The sequence below is a fragment of the Streptomyces sp. B1866 genome (genome assembly GCF_031932565.1).
Taxonomy (GTDB): domain Bacteria; phylum Actinomycetota; class Actinomycetes; order Streptomycetales; family Streptomycetaceae; genus Streptomyces.
This window is the reverse complement of record NZ_JAVSCF010000141.1, coordinates 1-16,606: the sequence shown is the minus strand read 5'-3', so window position 1 is coordinate 16,606 and position 16,606 is coordinate 1. Positions and strand designations below refer to the sequence as shown.

20 protein-coding genes are annotated in these 16,606 nt (G+C 72.6%); 11 read left to right on the top strand and 9 right to left on the bottom strand.

Going from position 1 to position 16,606, the window contains the following annotated elements:
- From RKE29_RS18670 to RKE29_RS18660, 3 genes are all read left to right on the top strand, one after another.
- A partial coding sequence (locus RKE29_RS18670; protein WP_312006569.1) for an SDR family NAD(P)-dependent oxidoreductase occupies positions 1-791 on the top strand: 791 nt, incomplete at its 5' end.
- 111 nt (positions 792-902) lie between these two features.
- Positions 903-2,021, top strand: a complete 1,119-nt coding sequence (locus tag RKE29_RS18665) for a DUF1906 domain-containing protein (protein ID WP_312006568.1) — start codon at positions 903-905, stop codon at positions 2,019-2,021.
- A 179-nt stretch (positions 2,022-2,200) separates the two neighbouring features.
- A complete protein-coding gene (locus RKE29_RS18660; protein WP_312006567.1) occupies positions 2,201-2,734 on the top strand; it encodes a SigE family RNA polymerase sigma factor in 534 nt (177 codons plus the stop codon).
- A gap of 24 nt (positions 2,735-2,758) precedes the next feature.
- Here RKE29_RS18660 and RKE29_RS18655 read toward each other — a convergent pair whose 3' ends face one another.
- Together RKE29_RS18655 and RKE29_RS18650 are read right to left on the bottom strand one after the other, a co-directional pair.
- Positions 2,759-3,613: a helix-turn-helix transcriptional regulator gene (locus RKE29_RS18655; protein WP_312006566.1), complete on the bottom strand. Its 855-nt coding sequence runs from the start codon at positions 3,611-3,613 to the stop codon at positions 2,759-2,761.
- A gap of 22 nt (positions 3,614-3,635) precedes the next feature.
- A complete protein-coding gene (locus RKE29_RS18650) occupies positions 3,636-4,388 on the bottom strand; it encodes a DUF6879 family protein (protein ID WP_312006565.1) in 753 nt (250 codons plus the stop codon).
- Between the two features lie 205 nt (positions 4,389-4,593).
- Here RKE29_RS18650 and RKE29_RS18645 point away from each other — a divergent pair, with 205 nt between their 5' ends.
- Positions 4,594-4,791 (top strand): hypothetical protein, encoded by a 198-nt coding sequence (locus RKE29_RS18645; RefSeq protein ID WP_312006564.1) that lies wholly within the window; start codon positions 4,594-4,596, stop codon positions 4,789-4,791.
- A 72-nt stretch (positions 4,792-4,863) separates the two neighbouring features.
- On the opposite strand, the gene RKE29_RS18640 is transcribed toward RKE29_RS18645, so the two are convergent.
- Positions 4,864-6,369 (bottom strand): ATP-binding protein, encoded by a 1,506-nt coding sequence (locus RKE29_RS18640; RefSeq protein WP_312006563.1) that lies wholly within the window; start codon positions 6,367-6,369, stop codon positions 4,864-4,866.
- A 141-nt stretch (positions 6,370-6,510) separates the two neighbouring features.
- Here RKE29_RS18640 and RKE29_RS18635 point away from each other — a divergent pair, with 141 nt between their 5' ends.
- Complete coding sequence (locus tag RKE29_RS18635) at positions 6,511-6,687, top strand: hypothetical protein (RefSeq protein WP_312006562.1); 177 nt, start codon at positions 6,511-6,513, stop codon at positions 6,685-6,687.
- A gap of 99 nt (positions 6,688-6,786) precedes the next feature.
- On the opposite strand, the gene RKE29_RS18630 is transcribed toward RKE29_RS18635, so the two are convergent.
- Together RKE29_RS18630 and RKE29_RS18625 are read right to left on the bottom strand one after the other, a co-directional pair.
- Positions 6,787-7,146 (bottom strand): hypothetical protein, encoded by a 360-nt coding sequence (locus RKE29_RS18630; protein ID WP_312006561.1) that lies wholly within the window; start codon positions 7,144-7,146, stop codon positions 6,787-6,789.
- A gap of 60 nt (positions 7,147-7,206) precedes the next feature.
- A complete protein-coding gene (locus tag RKE29_RS18625; protein WP_312006560.1) occupies positions 7,207-8,592 on the bottom strand; it encodes a tetratricopeptide repeat protein in 1,386 nt (461 codons plus the stop codon).
- Between the two features lie 156 nt (positions 8,593-8,748).
- On the opposite strand from RKE29_RS18625, the gene RKE29_RS18620 reads away from it, so the two are divergent.
- Genes RKE29_RS18620 through RKE29_RS18600 form a run of 5 tightly spaced genes read left to right on the top strand, consistent with a single transcriptional unit; the run spans position 8,749 to position 10,088 of the window.
- Positions 8,749-9,141: a hypothetical protein gene (locus RKE29_RS18620; protein WP_312006559.1), complete on the top strand. Its 393-nt coding sequence runs from the start codon at positions 8,749-8,751 to the stop codon at positions 9,139-9,141.
- A complete protein-coding gene (locus RKE29_RS18615) occupies positions 9,138-9,377 on the top strand; it encodes a hypothetical protein (RefSeq protein WP_312006558.1) in 240 nt (79 codons plus the stop codon). The genes RKE29_RS18620 and RKE29_RS18615 overlap by 4 nt, the downstream gene beginning before the upstream one ends.
- Complete coding sequence (locus RKE29_RS18610; protein WP_312006557.1) at positions 9,374-9,706, top strand: hypothetical protein; 333 nt, start codon at positions 9,374-9,376, stop codon at positions 9,704-9,706. The genes RKE29_RS18615 and RKE29_RS18610 overlap by 4 nt, the downstream gene beginning before the upstream one ends.
- A complete protein-coding gene (locus RKE29_RS18605) occupies positions 9,703-9,897 on the top strand; it encodes a hypothetical protein (RefSeq protein ID WP_312006556.1) in 195 nt (64 codons plus the stop codon). Before RKE29_RS18610 ends, RKE29_RS18605 begins: the two co-directional genes overlap by 4 nt.
- On the top strand, positions 9,894-10,088 hold the full coding sequence (locus tag RKE29_RS18600; protein WP_312006555.1) for a hypothetical protein: 195 nt from the start codon (positions 9,894-9,896) through the stop codon (positions 10,086-10,088). The genes RKE29_RS18605 and RKE29_RS18600 overlap by 4 nt, the downstream gene beginning before the upstream one ends.
- Positions 10,089-10,511: 423 nt before the next feature.
- On the opposite strand, the gene RKE29_RS18595 is transcribed toward RKE29_RS18600, so the two are convergent.
- Positions 10,512-11,024 (bottom strand): hypothetical protein, encoded by a 513-nt coding sequence (locus tag RKE29_RS18595; RefSeq protein ID WP_312006554.1) that lies wholly within the window; start codon positions 11,022-11,024, stop codon positions 10,512-10,514.
- Between the two features lie 250 nt (positions 11,025-11,274).
- On the opposite strand from RKE29_RS18595, the gene RKE29_RS18590 reads away from it, so the two are divergent.
- Positions 11,275-12,942 (top strand): long-chain fatty acid--CoA ligase, encoded by a 1,668-nt coding sequence (locus RKE29_RS18590; RefSeq protein ID WP_312006553.1) that lies wholly within the window; start codon positions 11,275-11,277, stop codon positions 12,940-12,942.
- A gap of 134 nt (positions 12,943-13,076) precedes the next feature.
- Here the strand turns inward: RKE29_RS18590 and RKE29_RS18585 are convergent, their stop codons facing one another.
- The 3 genes from RKE29_RS18585 to RKE29_RS18575 form a co-directional block, all read right to left on the bottom strand.
- Positions 13,077-13,562, bottom strand: coding sequence for a hypothetical protein (locus tag RKE29_RS18585; protein WP_312006552.1), 486 nt, complete (start codon positions 13,560-13,562; stop codon positions 13,077-13,079).
- Between the two features lie 427 nt (positions 13,563-13,989).
- Positions 13,990-14,817: a MerR family transcriptional regulator gene (locus RKE29_RS18580; protein ID WP_312006551.1), complete on the bottom strand. Its 828-nt coding sequence runs from the start codon at positions 14,815-14,817 to the stop codon at positions 13,990-13,992.
- A gap of 260 nt (positions 14,818-15,077) precedes the next feature.
- Positions 15,078-16,606 (bottom strand): response regulator (locus tag RKE29_RS18575; protein ID WP_312006550.1); only part of this gene is annotated, 1,529 nt, incomplete at its 5' end.

Below are 16,606 nucleotides of genomic sequence, written 5' to 3'. Positions count from 1 at the left end.
TCACCGGCGCGGGCAGCGGCATCGGCCGCGCCACCGCGCTGGCCTTCGCCGAGCAGGGCGCGGACGTCGTGGTCTGCGACGTCGACGCCGAGGCCGCCGAGCGCACCGCCGTCCTGGCCCGCCTGCTGGGCGGCGCCGCCCACGCCTACCGGGTCGACGTCTCCGACGGCGCGGCCGTCGACGCCTTCGCCGCCGACGTGGCCGCCGCGCACGGCGTGCCCGACATCGTGGTCAACAACGCGGGCATCGGCCACTCCGGTACGTTCCTGGACACCACCGAGGAGGAGTGGCGCCGCGTCCTGGACGTCAACCTGTGGGGCGTCATCCACGGCTGCCGCGCCTTCGGCAGGCTGCTGGCCGAGCGCGGCGAGGGCGGGCACATCGTCAACGTGGCGTCGGCGGCCGCGTACCTGCCGTCGAAGATCCTGGCCGCGTACGCCACCAGCAAGGCGGCCGTGTTCATGCTGTCGGACTGCCTGCGCGCGGAACTCGCTCCCGCGCGGGTCGGCGTTTCCACCATCTGCCCGGGCGTGGTGAACACCAACATCACGCGGACCAGCACCTTCTCCGGCCAGTCCGGGGAGAAGCTGGCGGCCACGCGCGAGCGGGTGGCGCGGCTGTACGCGCGGCGCGGCTTCCCGCCGGAGAAGGTGGCGGCGGAGATCCTGCGCGCGGTACGGGACCGCAGGCCGGTCGTCCCGGTGACCTGGGAGGCGAAGGCGGCACGGGTGCTGAGCCGGGTGGCGCCGGGGGTGCTGCGGGCGGCGGCGCGGGTGAACCCCGGCGGGTGAGGGCGGGGCCGGGCTCCTGGTGCGGCATCCGGGCGAGGGAGGCGCGGCAGACGGCTGAACGGGCCGCGTGTCTGCGGGCGGCCCGCGCGGGTGCGTGGTGTTACTCGGCGTATGGACCGAAGAAAGAAGAGCGGATGGACGGTGATCAGATGGGCGGCCGGTGCGGTCGCCGTGCTGGCCGTCCTGGTCGGTGCCACCATGCCCGCCATGGCACCGTCCGTCCGCGCCCAGGCCCCCACCCGGGCGCAGGCCGCCCAGCCCGCGGCCCCGGCTTTCGGCCCCTGGGTCGAGGCGATGCCCGCACAGGCGGCCCAGGCCCAGGCGCAGGCGCGGGCCCAGGCCGCCGGGATGCAGCCCGTCGGGATGCAGGCGGCGGGGATGCAGGCGGCGGGGGCGCAGGCCGCGGGGGCGCAGGCCGTCGGGATGCAGGCCGCCGGAGCCCCGGCCCCGGCCTACGCCCAGGCTCAGGCCCAGGCCCTGCCCGCGCTCGCCGATCCCCGGGTCCACGGCGCTCAGGTCTTCAACGGCTGGGCCTTCGACACCTGCCACACCCCGGCCCTGGGCACCCTGACCGCCTGGCGCTCGTCCCGCTACCGCGGCATCGGCGTCTACTACGCGGGCCGCGGCCGCGCCTGCCGCCACCAGCCGCGCCTGAACCGCTCCTGGACGCGCGGCGCGAAGAAGCGGGGCTGGCGGGTCCTGCCCATCTACGTCGGTTCCCAGCCGCCCTGCGTCCACTCCAAACGAAAACGGAAGGTCGCCATCCGTGGCGACGGCTGGAAACTCGGCCGCCGCGAAGGACGGGACGCCGTCAGTCGCGCGCGGGCCCTGGGCATGAAGTCCCGCAGCGCCCTCTACCTCGACATGGAGGCGTACGACCCGTCCCGCACGAGCTGCGCGCGCACCACGCTCGCGTACATCCGCGGCTGGGACCGCGAGGCCCGCAGCCACGGCTACTTCCCCGGCTTCTACAGCAGCGCCGGAGCGGGCGTACGGCACGTGGAGAAGGCCCGGCGCTCGGGGGTGCGGGACCTGCCGTCGGCGGTGTGGTTCGCGCGGTGGCGGGTCAAGCCGTCCCTCAAGGGCGAACCGGCGCTGGCCCACCGGGCCTGGACACCGCACCGCCGGGTGCACCAGTACGCGGGCGACGTGTCGGAGAAGCACGGCGGCCGTCGGCTGCGCGTGGACCGCAACAAGGTGGACGCGCCGGTGGCGATCATCGAACGCTGACCGCCCGCGCCGACCCCTTCCCCTTCCCCCCGCCCCCTGACCCCGAACCCTGACCCCCGGCCGGATTCCCCTCCGCCCGCAGGAGGTGATGCCAGCCCCACCTCTACGACCTGAGAGGGACGCTGGCTCGGGACTTCGGGCCGATCCGCGCCGCACGGCCCGGACCTAGCGTGTAGGTCATGACCACGACCGTGCGCACCGGGGCTGCCACGACCGGATTCCCTTCGTTCACGTCGTACGTACGGGCGCGGGGGCCCGTACTGCTGCGTACCGCCCGCGCGCTCACCGCGAACCCCTGCGACGCCGAGGACCTGCTCCAGACGGCGCTGGCCAAGACGTACGTGGCCTGGGAGCGCATCGAGGACCACAGCGCCCTGGACGGCTACGTCCGCCGCGCCCTGGTCAACACCCGCACGTCCCAGTGGCGCAAGCGCAGGGTGGACGAGTTCCCCTGCGACGAACTCCCCGAACCGGACCGCTCGGTCCCGCCCCCGGACCCGGCCGAGCAGGCCGCGCTGCGCGACGCGATGTGGCGCGCGGTGACCCGCCTCCCGGCCCGCCAGCGGGCCATGGTCATCCTGCGGTACTACGAGGACCTGAGCGAGGCCCAGACGGCGGCGGTGCTCGGCGTCACGATCGGCACGGTCAAGAGCGCGGTGTCGCGGGCGCTGGGGAAGCTGCGGGAGGACCCGGAGATCGGGCGGGCGGTCTGACGGCGGGCGCGGCCCGAGTCCCCGTCAGGGGGCGTCGAGGCTGCGCCGGGCCTGGGTGATGATCTGCTGGGCCTCGTGGCCGTACACCGCCGACTCGCTGAGCGTCTTCCATACCCGCATGTAGGTCGCGACGGTGTCCGCGTCGTCCAGCCACAGCTCGGCGTGCCAGTCCTCGGTCGTGGCGAGGCGTTCATCGAGTATCACGAAGCCGTTGCCGGGCAAGAGCTTCAAGGGTGCGCTGAAGGGGACGATGCCGAGCGAGACGGTGTCCATGCCGATGAGGCCCGTCAGACGGTCGAGTTGGGCGGCCAGCACCGACAGCGGGCAGATCCGGACGCGCAGTGCCGCCTCCCACACGAGGAAGTGGAACTTTTTGCCGGGTCGGAACAGCCACTCCTGCCGCTTTATACGAGCGCGGACGGCGTCCTCGGTGTCGCGTACGGAAGTCCTGAGCGCCGCGTAGCGCAGGAAGATGTGGCGCGCGTAGTCGGGCGTCTGAAGCATGCCCGGGATCACGCTGTTCTGCCAGAGGTGCATGACCGACGTGTCCGCGATCAGGGAGTTCCACGTCTCCTGCACCGGGCGGTGGCCGGCGGCGAGCTGCCTCCGCCATGAGCGGACGCTGGACTCGAAGCCTTGGAGGCGCGCGTGCAGCTCATCGAATACCTCGGGCTGACCGGTTGCCTTAGCCCAGGCCCGCAGATCCTCCGCCGTCGGGGTCTGCCGACCGTTCTCCAGCTTGCTGACCTTCGACTGCGGCCAGCCGAGCCGTTCGGCGAGAAGTGAACCGGTGAGCCGCTGACCACCAGGGGCGGAGACGCGAAGTTCCCTGAGCCGTGCTCCGAGAGCCGCGCGTGCCGCCTGGAAGTCAGTGCTCACCGGTCAATACACGCTCGCTGTCTCAGTCGGCGGCGGCTACTCCTGCCGCGAACTCCTGGTACTGGACAGCATGGTGCCACGCCGCGTCCCGGACCATGCAGCGCCGTAGCACTTCGGCGGGCTCCGTGATGAGTTCGACATCCACGAGCTGGTCGTCGTCATCGAAGTTGAGCAACGCGACCAGCCGGGAGTCGAAGAGCCAGAAGTCCTCCTCCGGCAGCCGCAGCCGCTCGGCGTCCGCACGCCACAGGTTGCGGATGTCCTCGCCCGAGGCACTGTTGCACTTCGCGCTGTCCAGCAGGTAGAGCTGCCCGGTGGTGGGCGGGTTGTCGACCAGACGGACGCGCTCGTATCGCTTGCCCTGCTCGGTCTGCTTCCGGACGTTCGTGAAGAACGGGTGGTCGCGCTCCGACGGGCTGGAGCCGGTTTCCAGGAACTCCCGGTAGGAGTCGGAGACCTCGTCGCTCGCGTACCGCTTCCTGGTCTCCAGCCGCCACGCCGTGTGCTTGAACCCCGCGAACAGAGCCTCGAACTCGTCCAGGTCGATGATCCGCGCTGCCCGAGTGCGGTCCTTCGGCGCGAAGTCCACCAGCAGGTGACGCGGTACGGCGACCGCTACCTCGCCCTCGGAGAGGTGCTGAAGCTGCGCGACGTCCTCCGGGTCGGTCACCGGCGTGCCCTGCACGATGACCTCACCGCTGTCCAGGTCCTCGTGCACGGCCGGGCAGGCCGAGACATCACTGTTCGTGCCGTTGAACCGTAACCTGCGTGCCATGGGCCTCCGCCTCTCTCGTGGAGCTGTCGGCTCCATGATCCTGGTTCCCGTAGGCGAATGTCGAAGCATGACCAGGGTCGGCGCAAGAATATTCGAGAATAGTCTCTCGTGACTCCCTGCGGCGCCCTCCTAGCTTGGTGTTGCCCTGATGGCCCGTCAGCAGGCCGTCACTCGCAAGACTGATGCCTGGGAAGGAAGTCACTCCATGACCATTGCAAGCCTCGACACGTTCGAGACGCGCACGCCGGACGCCGAGGGGTGGCGGGGCGTTCCGTTCCGCCACCCGAGGGACCTGCCCGCCGCCAGGTCGGCAGCCGACGGCGGCAAGCACGACGGCGGTCCGATGCCGCCCGAGGCGCCGCGCGACCCACAGCCCAGCGGCGGCGGCCAGGACGGCAAGTAACCCACAAGGCCCACGCGCGAGTCGCCGACTCGCGCGTGGGCCGCTCCTTTGCCGAGGCAGGTACCGAAGGGGTCAGGCGGGCGCCGCCCGTCCGTACAGCTCTTCGAGGCCGATGAGCAGTACGTCGACGTCGCCACGGGCCGCCTCGTCCCGCAGCGCGTCACTGAAGCCCGCCGCGCTGAAGCAGGCGAGCGCGCACCGGTCGGCGTCCATGCCGCGCCCGGCGAGGAGTTCCCGCGCCCGCGCGAGCCGTTCCAGGTGGCTGAGCCCCATGACCGTGCCCCACTTGGCCTCGCCGAGCAGACGCACGGTCGGCCTGCTGCCGCCCGAACCGGGTTCGACCACGGCGACGTCGACCTCGATCTGCCGTCGCGCGGCCGGGTCGGTCACCACCCCGCTGCCCACCTGGCCCAGGGCCGAGCCGACCAGCGACCGTCCGGGCCCCAGCACGTACTCCCGGCACATCGCCTCGAAGTGCGGCCCGGCCACCTGGGCCGCGAAGCGCTCCGCCGACTGCGCCCACACGTCCGCCGCCTGGCCGCTCTCCAGCCGGGCCCAGGCGGGTCGCATCACGGCCTCGTAGAAGGTGATCAGCGGCTCGGTGATGCGGTACTGCGACTTCCCGGCCCGGAAGACGTCCGCTTCGCGCGCGAGCAGGTGGCTGTCTTCCAGCACGTTGAGAGGGTGCGAGATGTCCACCGACTTGCGGCCGATGTACCCGGCGATGCCCCCTCGGGTCGTGTTGCCCTGGGCCACGGCGGCCAGGACGGAGTGATACAGCGCGGTGTCCCGGATGTCCGCCTCCTCGGCGAGCAGGTACCGCGCCTCGCGGAAGAGCGGGCTGAAGGGGGACAGGACCGTACGGCAGATCCAGTCGTCGAACTCCTCCAGGCCACCGGGCACGTCGTCCGCCAGGAACTGCCGCCGGTACGCGGGTGTGCCGCCGACCACGGCGTGGAGCCGGGCCGCGAGGGCGGGATCGCCGGTGACCTCCCAGAAGTCGGCGGCCGCCCGGTACCCGAAGGGCCGCACGATCAGTTCCAGCTGCGCCCGGCCCCGCAAGGGCGCGCTGCTCGCCAGCAGCCCGCCCATGACGGACATCGCCGATCCGCACAGCAGCAGCCTCATCCGGCTCTCGGCGACCTGGAAGCGGTCGATCTCCCGCTGGATCAGGGACGGCAGCTCCGGAGCGCTCTTCGCCAGGTACGGGAACTCGTCGATGACCACGAGCAACGGCGCGTCCCCGTTCCGAGGCGCGGCGAGCCCGAAGAGGTACGAGATCGCGTCGTCCCAGGTGGCGAAGGAGAACGGAGCCGGTGACCCCAGATGATCGGCGAGGGCCGCCGCGAACTGGCGCAGCGACTCGGTCTCTGTCGCCGCCGTGGCGCCGAAGTAGAAGCCCCCGAACTGCTCGACCAGAGCGCGTAGCAGGTACGTCTTGCCCATCCGTTGTCTGCCGCTGACGATCCCGAGCATGGCGTGCGGCAGGGGCCGGTTCACGAAGGCCGCGAGGCCGTCCCACTCGGCGTCGCGGTCGAAGACGTGCGGCTGCTTGCTGGGACGTGTACGACGCTGCACGGCGCTCGCCTCTTAGGAGTACACTTCTAAGGAGTGTACTCCTAACCCCCTCGGCGGGCGCGGCCATCGGTTCGGCTCCTCCGCAGGCATTGCCTGCGACCGCTATCGTGGCAGGCGAGACGGCCGACAGGGAGAGCCGCGATGACAGCCGCCCATGACTACAGCGATCTGTACGACATCATCGAGCGCCTTGAGCCTGAGCAGGTGGAGGAACTGCGTCGGCACGCCTTGCGCCTGGTGAAGGAACCTCCGCCGAGTCGATTCCGCGTTCTGAGAAGCTTCGACGGGCCGTCTACCGATCTGGGGGCCAAGCGCTAAAGACATCGCCCCATGAGGAGCTCGGCGAAGCCGCGGCCTCGGTCAGTGGGGTGCTGGCAAGGTCGGAGAGCTGATCGATGACATCCACGACCGTCCTGCTTACCCCTCGCGTTCGATGGTCTCGAAGATGTCCGAGTCGGTCTGCCGGTGCCACTCGGGCATGCTGTCCCAGTCTGCGACAAAGCTGGGCTTCGGCTCGGCGAAGTGCTTGTGAATCTGGGCGATCCAGCACAGGGCGACGAACCGGCCCTTCTGTTCCCGAGACAGCTTGGCGGTGCCGCCGCCGCTGATCTCGATGAAGTTCTTCACCTGCTCGAATACGGCAGAGGCGGCGTGGCGTTCCCACTCCGGAGTCTGCTCCCACGGAGCGATGTACCCGGGTTTGGGCTCGCCCGGGTAGTGCTTCCTGACTCCGGCGATCCACGCTTCGCGGAAGATTCGACCCTGTCCGTCGTCCAACGTAGGTTCCCTCCCTGGTCACTTCTGCACGTGGCCCCGCATGGCCCCGCTCGCCGATCGTCAGCGGCGCGGCCCCGGGCGGCGCGCTGCTTCCCGGTGCCGGGACCACAGGGCGGGCTGTATGACCGTGCGGGCGCGCTCGTAGAGGGCTGCTGCGGTGTGGTTCCTGGTGTACGGGCTGATGAGGGAGAGCATGGTCAGCACTCGCTCGTCGCCCCGGCCTGACTGGATGGTCCGGTAGCTGTCCAGCGCCCTGTCCCACGTCCCGCACGCTTCCTCCAGAAAGCCGACGGAGAAGTGGCGCTCCGCCAGGAGGAAACCGTTCAGAACCTGGTTCCTGTTGAGCGAACGGCTGCGACGCAGCCGGTTGGATTCCTCCAGGCTTTCCGCGGATTTGCGGGTGTTTCCGGCGAAGTGCTGGACATGCGACACCACGTACATGTGCGACGAGTGGTAGTAAGAGCCGAACCTCTTCTCCTGAGGCCCGGCTTTTCCAAGAGCCGTCTCGGCTTCGTTCACGTACTTCGCCGCGCTTCGCCGGTCGCCGATCTGCGCGGCGGCGTGAGCGCGCTGACCCGCGACAAATGCGCGCATGCGGGGGTCCGTCTCTTCCGGTAGCAAGGTGGCGGCGGCATCGGCCAGCCACATCGCCCGCGGTCCCTGCCCCAGGTCGACGGCCTGAAAGCTCATGGTCCGCAGCGTCGCGCAGTGCATCAGGCGGTCCTCCGCCGCTGCGGACAGTTCGAGGGCCTTGACGTAATACTGGGCGGCCAGCCCGTGGAGCCGTTCGTCCCAGGCCATGTAGCCGGTGCGGTAGCAGAGGTCGGCGGCGGCCGAGAACATCGCCTTGCGCACGTGGTCCGGCGCCTCGGCCCGGAGGCATGGTGCGACCATCTCGACCAGTACGTGCGCGGCCCAGGGGCGGGCGTAGCGTCCGCCACGTTCGTCGTCCATGTCCGAGACTCGCTTGGTGACATCGAGAACCGCGTCGACATCCGGTAATCCGATGCGGCGTGTCCGTCCGGTCTTGACGGTGTCCATTCGCCCCGCGATGTCGTCCCAGGCAGGAATGGCGAGAGCAGCGGGGTACAGACTGGCGCTCAGGACGCCGCGACGTGAAGGATGCATGTCTCTCCCGGCGAGATCGACCAACCCCTCCACGATATCCGCACAGTCGTTCGGTTCACCCTTCGGTGGGACAAGGCCCAGCTCGGCATAGGTGACCGGGCGGCCCAGCCCGCGTGCGAACGCCTCCCGGATCAGGGGCCGGGTCTCTTCCATCGGGACGTGCCCGTGAAGCCAATGGGCGACTGACTGGCGGTGGTAGTTCGTGGGTGTGCCGCGCTCGGTGCCGATGCGGTTGACCGTCAGGGCGAGCTGACGGTGTGTCCAGTCGGTCTCGTTCAGCAGCTCCTGCATGGCCTTGTTCGGTACTCGCTTCGCCATCGTTCCCCTGACTCCCGAACGCCGCAGAGCGTTTGTCAGCGCTTGCCTGCTGCTTGCGCCGAAGCCGTACCGCCCGCCGTCACGGCCCGGTTACCTATTGCACACGAAGCCCACCGCTCAGCGTAGAGCGCAGGAGGAGGTTCCCCCGTGGGGAGTATGCCGTCAACCGAGGTTGACCTTCAGGCCGTCGCGGCCAGGCTGACCAAGGAGTTCCGCGACGCCGCGCCCCACGGTTTCGAGGTGACCGTACGGGCCCGCCGGATCGAGCACTTCGAGCTTCACCAGCGGCCGGGAGGCGACTTCGTGCCCGAGCCCCGTCCGGAGCGGGACCACCTGCTGCCGACCGAGCACGCCCTCGACGCGCAGCACGCCCTCGACTCCCTGGAGTCCGCGCTCGCGCGGCTGGGGCTCGTGCTGCCCGGCGCGTACGTCTCGCCGACCTGCGCGACGTGCCCGCCCGGCGCCGGGGCCCGGATCTGCCTGGGGAACCTGGACGCCGACGAGGCGCGGGCCTGGGCCGCGGCGATCCGGGAGGTGACGGAGCCGTGAGCGGGGGGCGGGGCCGGGGGCCCGGGTTCGTGCCCGCGCCGGGGGAGCTGGTGACCGACACCGAGCACGACCGCGTCGGCGTCGCCCGCGCGTGGGACGGCCGGACGCTGACCCTGAAGGCCCCGGCCGGTGGGGAGCTGTGGGAGACCGAGGAGTTCCGGCGGCCGACGCCGAGCGAGGCGCTGCGCGCGCGGGTCGCCGAGGAGAACCGGGACAGCCGTTGGGGGCTGCGGTGAAGGCGGCCTTACGCGCACGGATCGGCGACCGCGCGCTCCGACTCAGCCCCTGGTGGCACCTGCGCGGCCAGTGGACATCGGCCGTACGCCTGGTCAGCCCCCGGCGGCGGCGCGTCTACGCCGAGATCGCCGAGATCGCCGACATCGCGGGGGAGGTCGCCCAGGAAGTCGCGGAGCCGGACGCCACCGGGCCCGGCGGCGGCTCGGCGGTGCGGTGGTACGCCGCCGACGGGTTCGGCCCCGGCGAACGCGCCCTCCTCGCCGTCGTCTTCGGGCCCGACGCGGTCCGCCGGGTCCGCGCCGCGCGGGACGGGGAGGACCCGGCATGACGCGCCTGCTACCGGCCCCCGGAACCGGAGCCCACCGCAGGCCGCGCACGTCCCGGTGGCTTCCCGCGCTGCGGCGCGGGCTCGCGGTCCTGCGCGCCGCGGGGCCCGGCGTCGCCGTCCTGGTGGGCCTGGTCGCCCTGGTCGTCGGCGTGGGAACCCTCGCCGTGCTGGCGGACCCGTACCAGTCATGAGCCGGATCGACGTCCTGCGCGTGGACGCCCGCACGATACGCGTCGGAGACGTGGTGCCCGTGGGCGGGCGGCGGCGCGCGGTGGTGGACATGGCCGCCCGGACGCGCGGGAAGCTGCTCACCCTTGAGGACGGGCGGACCTTCCTGCTCGCCGAGGGGCGGTTCCTCAAGGCCCGGCGGACGGCTCCCTGAGCCCCCGCCTGGCGCGCGTACGCCGGGTGCGTACGTGCCGACAGCTCCCGTTCCGGCCGCCGGGGACAGCGGCCGGAACGGGACCCGGCGTCCCTCGGCGGGGCGCGCGTGAGCCGAGTGAGCGCCGCTCGGGCTCCCGCCCCGCCTGCCCGCCTCCCCCGGCGCGCCTGGCCTGAGGCGCGCGGCGGGCGCCGCCGCCCTCGTCGGCGGTGAGGGACGAAAGGGGGCGCCGGGCACTGCCTTTCGCCCGGCGCCCCCGCTCGTTTGCGCCTCGGCCCGCCCGGCGCCCCCGAGCGTTTGCGCCTCGGCCCGTTTGCACCTCGGCCTGCTCGCGCTCCCGGCCGCTTGCGACCCGTCCTCGCCGGTCCCGCCGTCCCGCGCGGGCCGACAGCCCGTCGCGCCTGCCGGGGAGGACCGGCACGCCTAGTCCGTGATGCCCAGGTCCGCCCGCATGACGCCGCGCATCGCCGACAGCCGGGGCTCGACGTGCTTCAGCTCGGCCAGCGCGCCCTCGGCCGTCTCGCCGTCGCGCGCCCGCCCCCGGTCGATCCGCTTGGCCGTCGCGTCGATCTCCGCGAGCACGGCGTTCACGTCGCGGGAGGCGGCCAGGACGCGCTCGGGCACGATCATCTGCGCCTCGGCGTAGCGGTCGCGGTAGTCGCGGCGGGCTTCTTCGAGCTGGTTGCGGTCCTCGTCGGTGTACACGCCGTCCCGGATGCGGTGCAGCGCGTCCTTCAGAAGGGTGTGGAACTGCCGGGAGGCGCGGTTCATCGCCGTATAGGCGGCCCGGCGGTCCTCGAAGCGACGGCGGCGGTCCTCGGCCCGCAGCTCCTCGGCGCGCTGACGGGCCATCGCCCGGTGGCTCAGCGCGGGGGCGAAGAGGGTTCCGAGCACCCCGACGGCAGCGGTGAGCATGGCGACGATGGCGGTGGACACGACAAGGACCCTAGCGCCCTCCCGGTCGGCGTACCGGCCGGTTGCATCGGGGCGAACGGCGAGAGAACGGAAGCCGGTGATCATTCCCTGGCAAGCCGGTACGGGCTCGTGCGAGACGGGGCGGTCCCGTACGGAGTGGTACGGCAAGGCGATCGGGCCAGGGGTAGTGACATACCGCTTAGTCGGGCTGCACAATCGGCGGTGGTTTTCTACTCACCCGTAACCGAAACCGAAGCCAGGAGGGCCCCCGGTGCTCAGTACGATGCAGGACGTACCGCTGACCGTGAGCCGCATACTCGCGCACGGGACCACTGTGCACGCCTCGGCCCAGGTCACCACCTGGACCGGTGACGGAGCGCCGCAGCGCCGCTCGTTCCGGGAGGTCGGCGGGCGGGCGGCCCGGCTCGCGCACGCCCTGCGGGACGAACTGGGGGTGACCGGGGACCAGCGGGTGGCCACCCTGATGTGGAACAACGCCGAGCACCTTGAGGCGTACCTGGCCGTGCCCTCCATGGGCGCCGTCCTGCACACCCTGAACCTGCGCCTGCCCCCGAACCAGCTCGCCTGGATCGTGGGCCACGCCGCCGACCGCGTGATCCTCGTCAACGGCAGCCTGCTGCCGCTGCTCGCGCCGCTGCTGCCCGTACTGGAGCCCGTCGAGCACGTCGTGGTCGCGGGCCCCGGCGACCGGTCCGTGCTGGAGGGCTCGCGCGTGCGGGTGCACGACTACGAGGAGCTGATCGCGGGCCGTCCGGACCACTACGACTGGCCCGAGACCGACGAGCGCTCCGCCGCGATCCTGTGCTACACCTCCGGCACCACCGGCGACCCCAAGGGCGTCGCCTACAGCCACCGGTCCGTCTACCTGCACTCGATGCAGGTCAACAGCGTCGAGGGCTTCGCGCTGTCCCCGGCCGACACGATCCTGCCGGTCGTGCCGATGTTCCACGTCAACGCGTGGGGCACCCCGCACGCCGCGTTCATGGTGGGCGCGTCGCTGCTGATGCCGGACCGCTTCCTCCAGCCCGCTCCGCTCGCCGAGATGATCGAGACGGTACGGCCCACCACCGCGGCCGCCGTGCCCACCATCTGGCAGGGGCTGCTCGCCGAACTGGAGGCCAAGCCGCGCGACGTCTCCAGCCTGGGCCACGTGGTCGTCGGCGGGGCGTCCTGTCCGCCGTCGCTGATGACGGCGTTCGAGGAGCGGCACGGCATCCGCATCGTCCACGCGTGGGGCATGACGGAGACCTCGCCGCTGGGCACGGTCTGCCACCCCCCGATCGGCCTGTCCCAGGAGGAGGAGTGGACCTACCGCGTCACCCAGGGCCGCCTCCCCGCCTCGGTCGAGGCCCGGCTGGCCGGGCCCGACGGGAGCTTCCTGCCCTGGGACGGCCGGTCGGCGGGCGAGCTGGAGGTGCGCGGGCCGTGGATCGCGGGCTCGTATTACGGCGGCGCGGGGGCCGAGCCGCTGCGCCCGGAGGACAAGTTCAGCCCGGACGGCTGGCTGCGCACCGGTGACGTGGGCACCATCACCGCGGACGGCTTCCTGACCCTGACCGACCGGGCCAAGGACGTCATCAAGTCGGGCGGCGAGTGGATCTCGTCCGTCGAGCTGGAGAACCACCTGATGGCCCACCCGGAGGTCGCCGAGGCCGCGGTGGTGGCCGTCCCCGACGAGAAGTGGGGCGAGCGGCCGCTGGCCACGGTGGTCCTGCGGGAGGGCGGCACGGTCGGCCTGGAGGGGCTGCGGGAGTTCATCGCGGGACGGGTGGCGCGCTGGCAGGTGCCGGAGCGCTGGGCGTTCGTGCCGGTCGTGCCGAAGACGAGCGTGGGCAAGTTCGACAAGAAGGTGATCCGCAAGCAGTACGCGGACCAGGAGCTGACCGTGACGTACCTGGGGGCTCCGGCCGCGCGGTAGGCGACCGTACGGGGACGGCCGCCGCCTCGGCGCGGCCCGCGTGAGGTCCCGGGGGCGTGCCCCCGGGACCTCACGCGTTCCCTCCGGGGGCGGTACGGGACGGTGTCAGCGGCCGCGCCGCCTCGTCGGCGTGCTCAGGTCTTCGCGGTGTTCAGGTCGCAGGCCCCGATGGCGCCCGCCGCGGTGAGGAGTTCGAGCTGGGTGAGCATGCCGCGGGCGATTTTCGACGTGTCCTGGTAACTTCCGCCGTCCGAGCCGATGAACCGCCGGTACTGGCGGCTGTGCGGCTTGTTGTCCTTGAAGAAGTTTCCGTAGTACTCGAAGGGCATATCGGTGTCGTGGTTGATCACGAACCACTCCTGCCCCTTGGCGGTGTTGGTCATCGTGATCCGGGCGTACTTCGTGGAATCCTTGACGTTCCTGATCGTGGCGCGGCCATCTCTGCCGCTGACGCTGCTCTTCCAGCTCTTGACCTCGCACCGATAGCCCATGTGGGTCCACACGACCTCGTCGCCGCCCTGGGCGTGGACACCGCCCGCCTGGGCGCCGGTGGCCAGCAACGGGAGCAGCAGGGCGCCGCCCGCGGCGGCTATACAGAGTTTGGAGACGACCCGGTTCAATTCTTCCCTTTCCTCGCCGTCCTGGACGGCGCAGTGACCATGCCGGATTCGGGCGGTGTGCCGTTTTCACGGACGCGGCCCCGGCGACTCGCCCGAATGGTGCCAGGCCCTGCTCTTTCCCGGTCCGCCTTTCGGCGTCCCCGATCCGGATATCGGCGCCTGGCCTGTCCTCACATGGTGGAGGTACGGCGTCCTGTTGTCGTTGGCGCCGGGAACACACCTTGCTTGACCGTCCGTTCACGCGCCGCCGCGCCGCCGCGCGGACGGCCGACCGGGCTGAGCGCCCACCCGGGCCCAGGCGGGCGCTCACCTCGGCGGCACCGGGCAACAGGTGGTCATCGTGTACCAGGCGACGGCCGGAAGCCCCCGCCGGGCCGGCGGCGCGGCCGGGTCCGGCGGGGGCTGGTGTGAACGGCTCACCGCCCGCTCAGCGGGGGACGACGGGCTCCTGGAGTTCCGTCACCCATCCGGACTGGTCGTCGTCCGGAGTCGCGACCAGGTAGACCTCGCGCGACATCCCGGTGGAGCGGTAGTTGTGCGTCTCCACCCACTGCGCGATGGCCTGGTAGGTGGACAGGACCCCGGCCATGGGCCCGTGGTGGACCACGGTCGCGGCCTCGATCTCCGGCAGGTCCACGATCGCGAACCCGCGCGCGTCGCCCGGTTCCGCCGAGACCGGGACCGCGGCGTGGACCACCAGGCCCTCGTCGCTGTCCGGCGCGGGCTCGTAGTAGGCGATGGCGGGCTCCCGCGGGGTGACCCCGGCCGCCTCCAGGCGCTCGAACAGCTGCTCGTAAAGCGGTTCGATGACCGCCGCGATGTCCTCGTTGGTGTCCTTCGCGGCGACGCCCGTCAGCTCGGCGACCCGTACGGCGGGCACGGTCTTGATCACGACCTCGTCTGTGGGCATGCGGCCCTCCCTTTCGATGGTCCGGAGTCTCGCCTCGACGCCGGCCAGGCGTCTCGCGTCGGCCGCCGCCCGCTCCGCGAGCTCGGCGCGCCGCAGGCGCAGCATCCCGTGCAGTTCCTCGGCGCTCACCTGCTCGTCCAGCAGGGTGGCGACCTGCTGGAGGGTGAAGCCGAGGTCCTTGAACGCGACGATGCGGTTGAGGCGGGCCAGCTGCGCGGCCTCGTACCAGCGGTACCCGGTGAACGGGTCGGTACGGGCCGGCGACAGCAGGCCGATGGCGTCGTAGTGCCGCAGCATCCGAACCGATACACGGCCGTGCCGGGCGAAATCTCCGATGGTCAACATGACGCGTCCTACTGCACCGCCTCACACGGCGTCAGGGTCAAGGCCGGTCGGGTCGGCCGCCGCCCGGATGCGCCGCGACCCGTCTCCCGCGCGTGCGGCCGTCCGTCCGCGCGTGCCGCCGTCCGTCCGCGCGTGCGGCCGTCCAACCGCGCGTGCCGCCGTCCGCACGCGCGTGCGGCCGTCCGCTGCCGTCGCCGGTACGCGCGGGGCGTCGGCACGCGGGGTGCCGGTACGCGCGAGGCGTCAGGCCGTACGGGTCCTCAGTTGGTGCCGATCTTCGCCAGCAGGTCCACGATGCGCGTCTGCACCTCCGTGCTCGTGGAGCGCTCCGCCAGGAACAGCACCGTCTCCCCCGAGCCGAGCCGCGAGAGCTGGTTCGGGTCGATGTCGGCCGAGGTGTAGACGACGAGCGGGGTCCGGTTGAGCAGGCCGTTGCCGCGCAGCCAGTCCACGACCCCGGCGCGGCGGCGGCGGACCTGCATCAGGTCCATGACGACCAGGTTGGGCCGGGTCTGCGCGGCCAGGTTCACCGCCTCCGCGTCCACCGCCGCGCGGGCGACCTGCATGCCGCGCCGCTCCAGCGTCGCGGTCAGCGCGCCCGCGATCGGCTCGTGCTCCTCGATGAGCAGGACCCGCGGCGGGTGCTGCTCGCTGTCGCGCGGGGCGAGCGCCTTCAGCAGCACGGCCGGGTCGGCCCCGTACGCCGCCTCCCGGGTGGCCTGGCCCAGGCCCGCCGTCACCAGCACCGGGACCTCGGCGGCCACCGCCGCCTGGCGCAGCGACTGGAGGGCGGTGCGGGTGATCGGGCCGGTGAGCGGGTCCACGAACAGCGCCGCCGGGTACGCGGCGATCTGCGCGTCGACCTCCTCGCGCGAGTTGACCACCACCGGCCGGTAGCCGCGGTCGGAGAGCGCCTGCTGGGTGGAGGCGTCGGGCGCGGGCCAGACGAGCAGGCGGCGCGGGTTGTCCAGCGGCTCGGGCGGCAGCTCGTCGTCGCGGGGCTCGGGCGGCGCGGGGTGGTGGTCGACGACCTCGACGGCGCCGCCCGGGCCGTCGAGCGGTTCCGGGCCCTCGGCGCCCTCGTCGGGCGCGCCGATGGCGAAGGCCCTGCCGCCGCGGTGCGGGGAGCCCAGCGGGCCGGATCCGCCGTGCGGACCGCCCCGGCCGCCGAGTCCGCCCGGACCGGCGTGCGGGGTGCCGGGTCCGCCGGGCGCTCCGCCCGGCGGGGCGCCGAGGCCGCCCAGGGTGTCGCCCGGGCCGCCGCCGTACGGGGCCGGGCCGCCGGGAGGGCCGGGCTGCGGCCGGGGCCGCTGTCTGGACGCCTGCTGGAACTCCGGCGCCCCGTCCGTGCCCTGCCCCGTCTCGCCGGGCTCGGGCCGGGCCGCCAGCTTGCGGCGCCTGCCGGAGGCGGCGGGCGTGCCGCCGGACGGGGTCGGCTGCTGCTGCGGGTCCTGCGGGCCGTACGGGCCCTGGTGGTCCTGGCGCGGCGCCTGGCCCGGCNGGCCGTACGGGCCCTGGTGGTCCTGGCGCGGCGCCTGGCCCGGCTGCTGCTGGTCGGGCCTGTGCTGCTGGTCGGGCCTGTGCTGCTGGTCGGGCCGGTGTGGCTGGTCGGGCCGGGGCGGGTACGGCTGCTGGGGCTGCTGCCCGCCGCCCCGCTGCGTGAACGGCACGCCCTGCCCGAGCGTGCGCACGCTGATCGCCCGGCCGTGCGAGGCGTCGGAGCCGCGGGCCGCGCCCGGCGCCGCCGGTGCTCCGGGCACGCCCGGCGCGCGCGGGTCCGCGGGCGCCG

Excerpts from the sequence above, each read along its gene's own strand:
- RKE29_RS18665 (WP_312006568.1), top strand. The coding sequence starts at position 903 with ATGGACCGAAGAAAGAAGAGCGGATGGACGGTGATCAGATGGGCGGCC.
- RKE29_RS18660 (WP_312006567.1), top strand. The coding sequence starts at position 2,201 with ATGACCACGACCGTGCGCACCGGGGCTGCCACGACCGGATTCCCTTCG.
- RKE29_RS18650 (WP_312006565.1), bottom strand. The coding sequence starts at position 4,388 with ATGGCACGCAGGTTACGGTTCAACGGCACGAACAGTGATGTCTCGGCC.
- RKE29_RS18645 (WP_312006564.1), top strand. The coding sequence starts at position 4,594 with ATGACCATTGCAAGCCTCGACACGTTCGAGACGCGCACGCCGGACGCC.
- RKE29_RS18635 (WP_312006562.1), top strand. The coding sequence starts at position 6,511 with ATGACAGCCGCCCATGACTACAGCGATCTGTACGACATCATCGAGCGC.
- RKE29_RS18625 (WP_312006560.1), bottom strand. The coding sequence starts at position 8,592 with ATGGCGAAGCGAGTACCGAACAAGGCCATGCAGGAGCTGCTGAACGAG.
- RKE29_RS18620 (WP_312006559.1), top strand. The coding sequence starts at position 8,749 with ATGCCGTCAACCGAGGTTGACCTTCAGGCCGTCGCGGCCAGGCTGACC.
- RKE29_RS18605 (WP_312006556.1), top strand. The coding sequence starts at position 9,703 with ATGACGCGCCTGCTACCGGCCCCCGGAACCGGAGCCCACCGCAGGCCG.
- RKE29_RS18600 (WP_312006555.1), top strand. The coding sequence starts at position 9,894 with ATGAGCCGGATCGACGTCCTGCGCGTGGACGCCCGCACGATACGCGTC.
- RKE29_RS18580 (WP_312006551.1), bottom strand. The coding sequence starts at position 14,817 with ATGTTGACCATCGGAGATTTCGCCCGGCACGGCCGTGTATCGGTTCGG.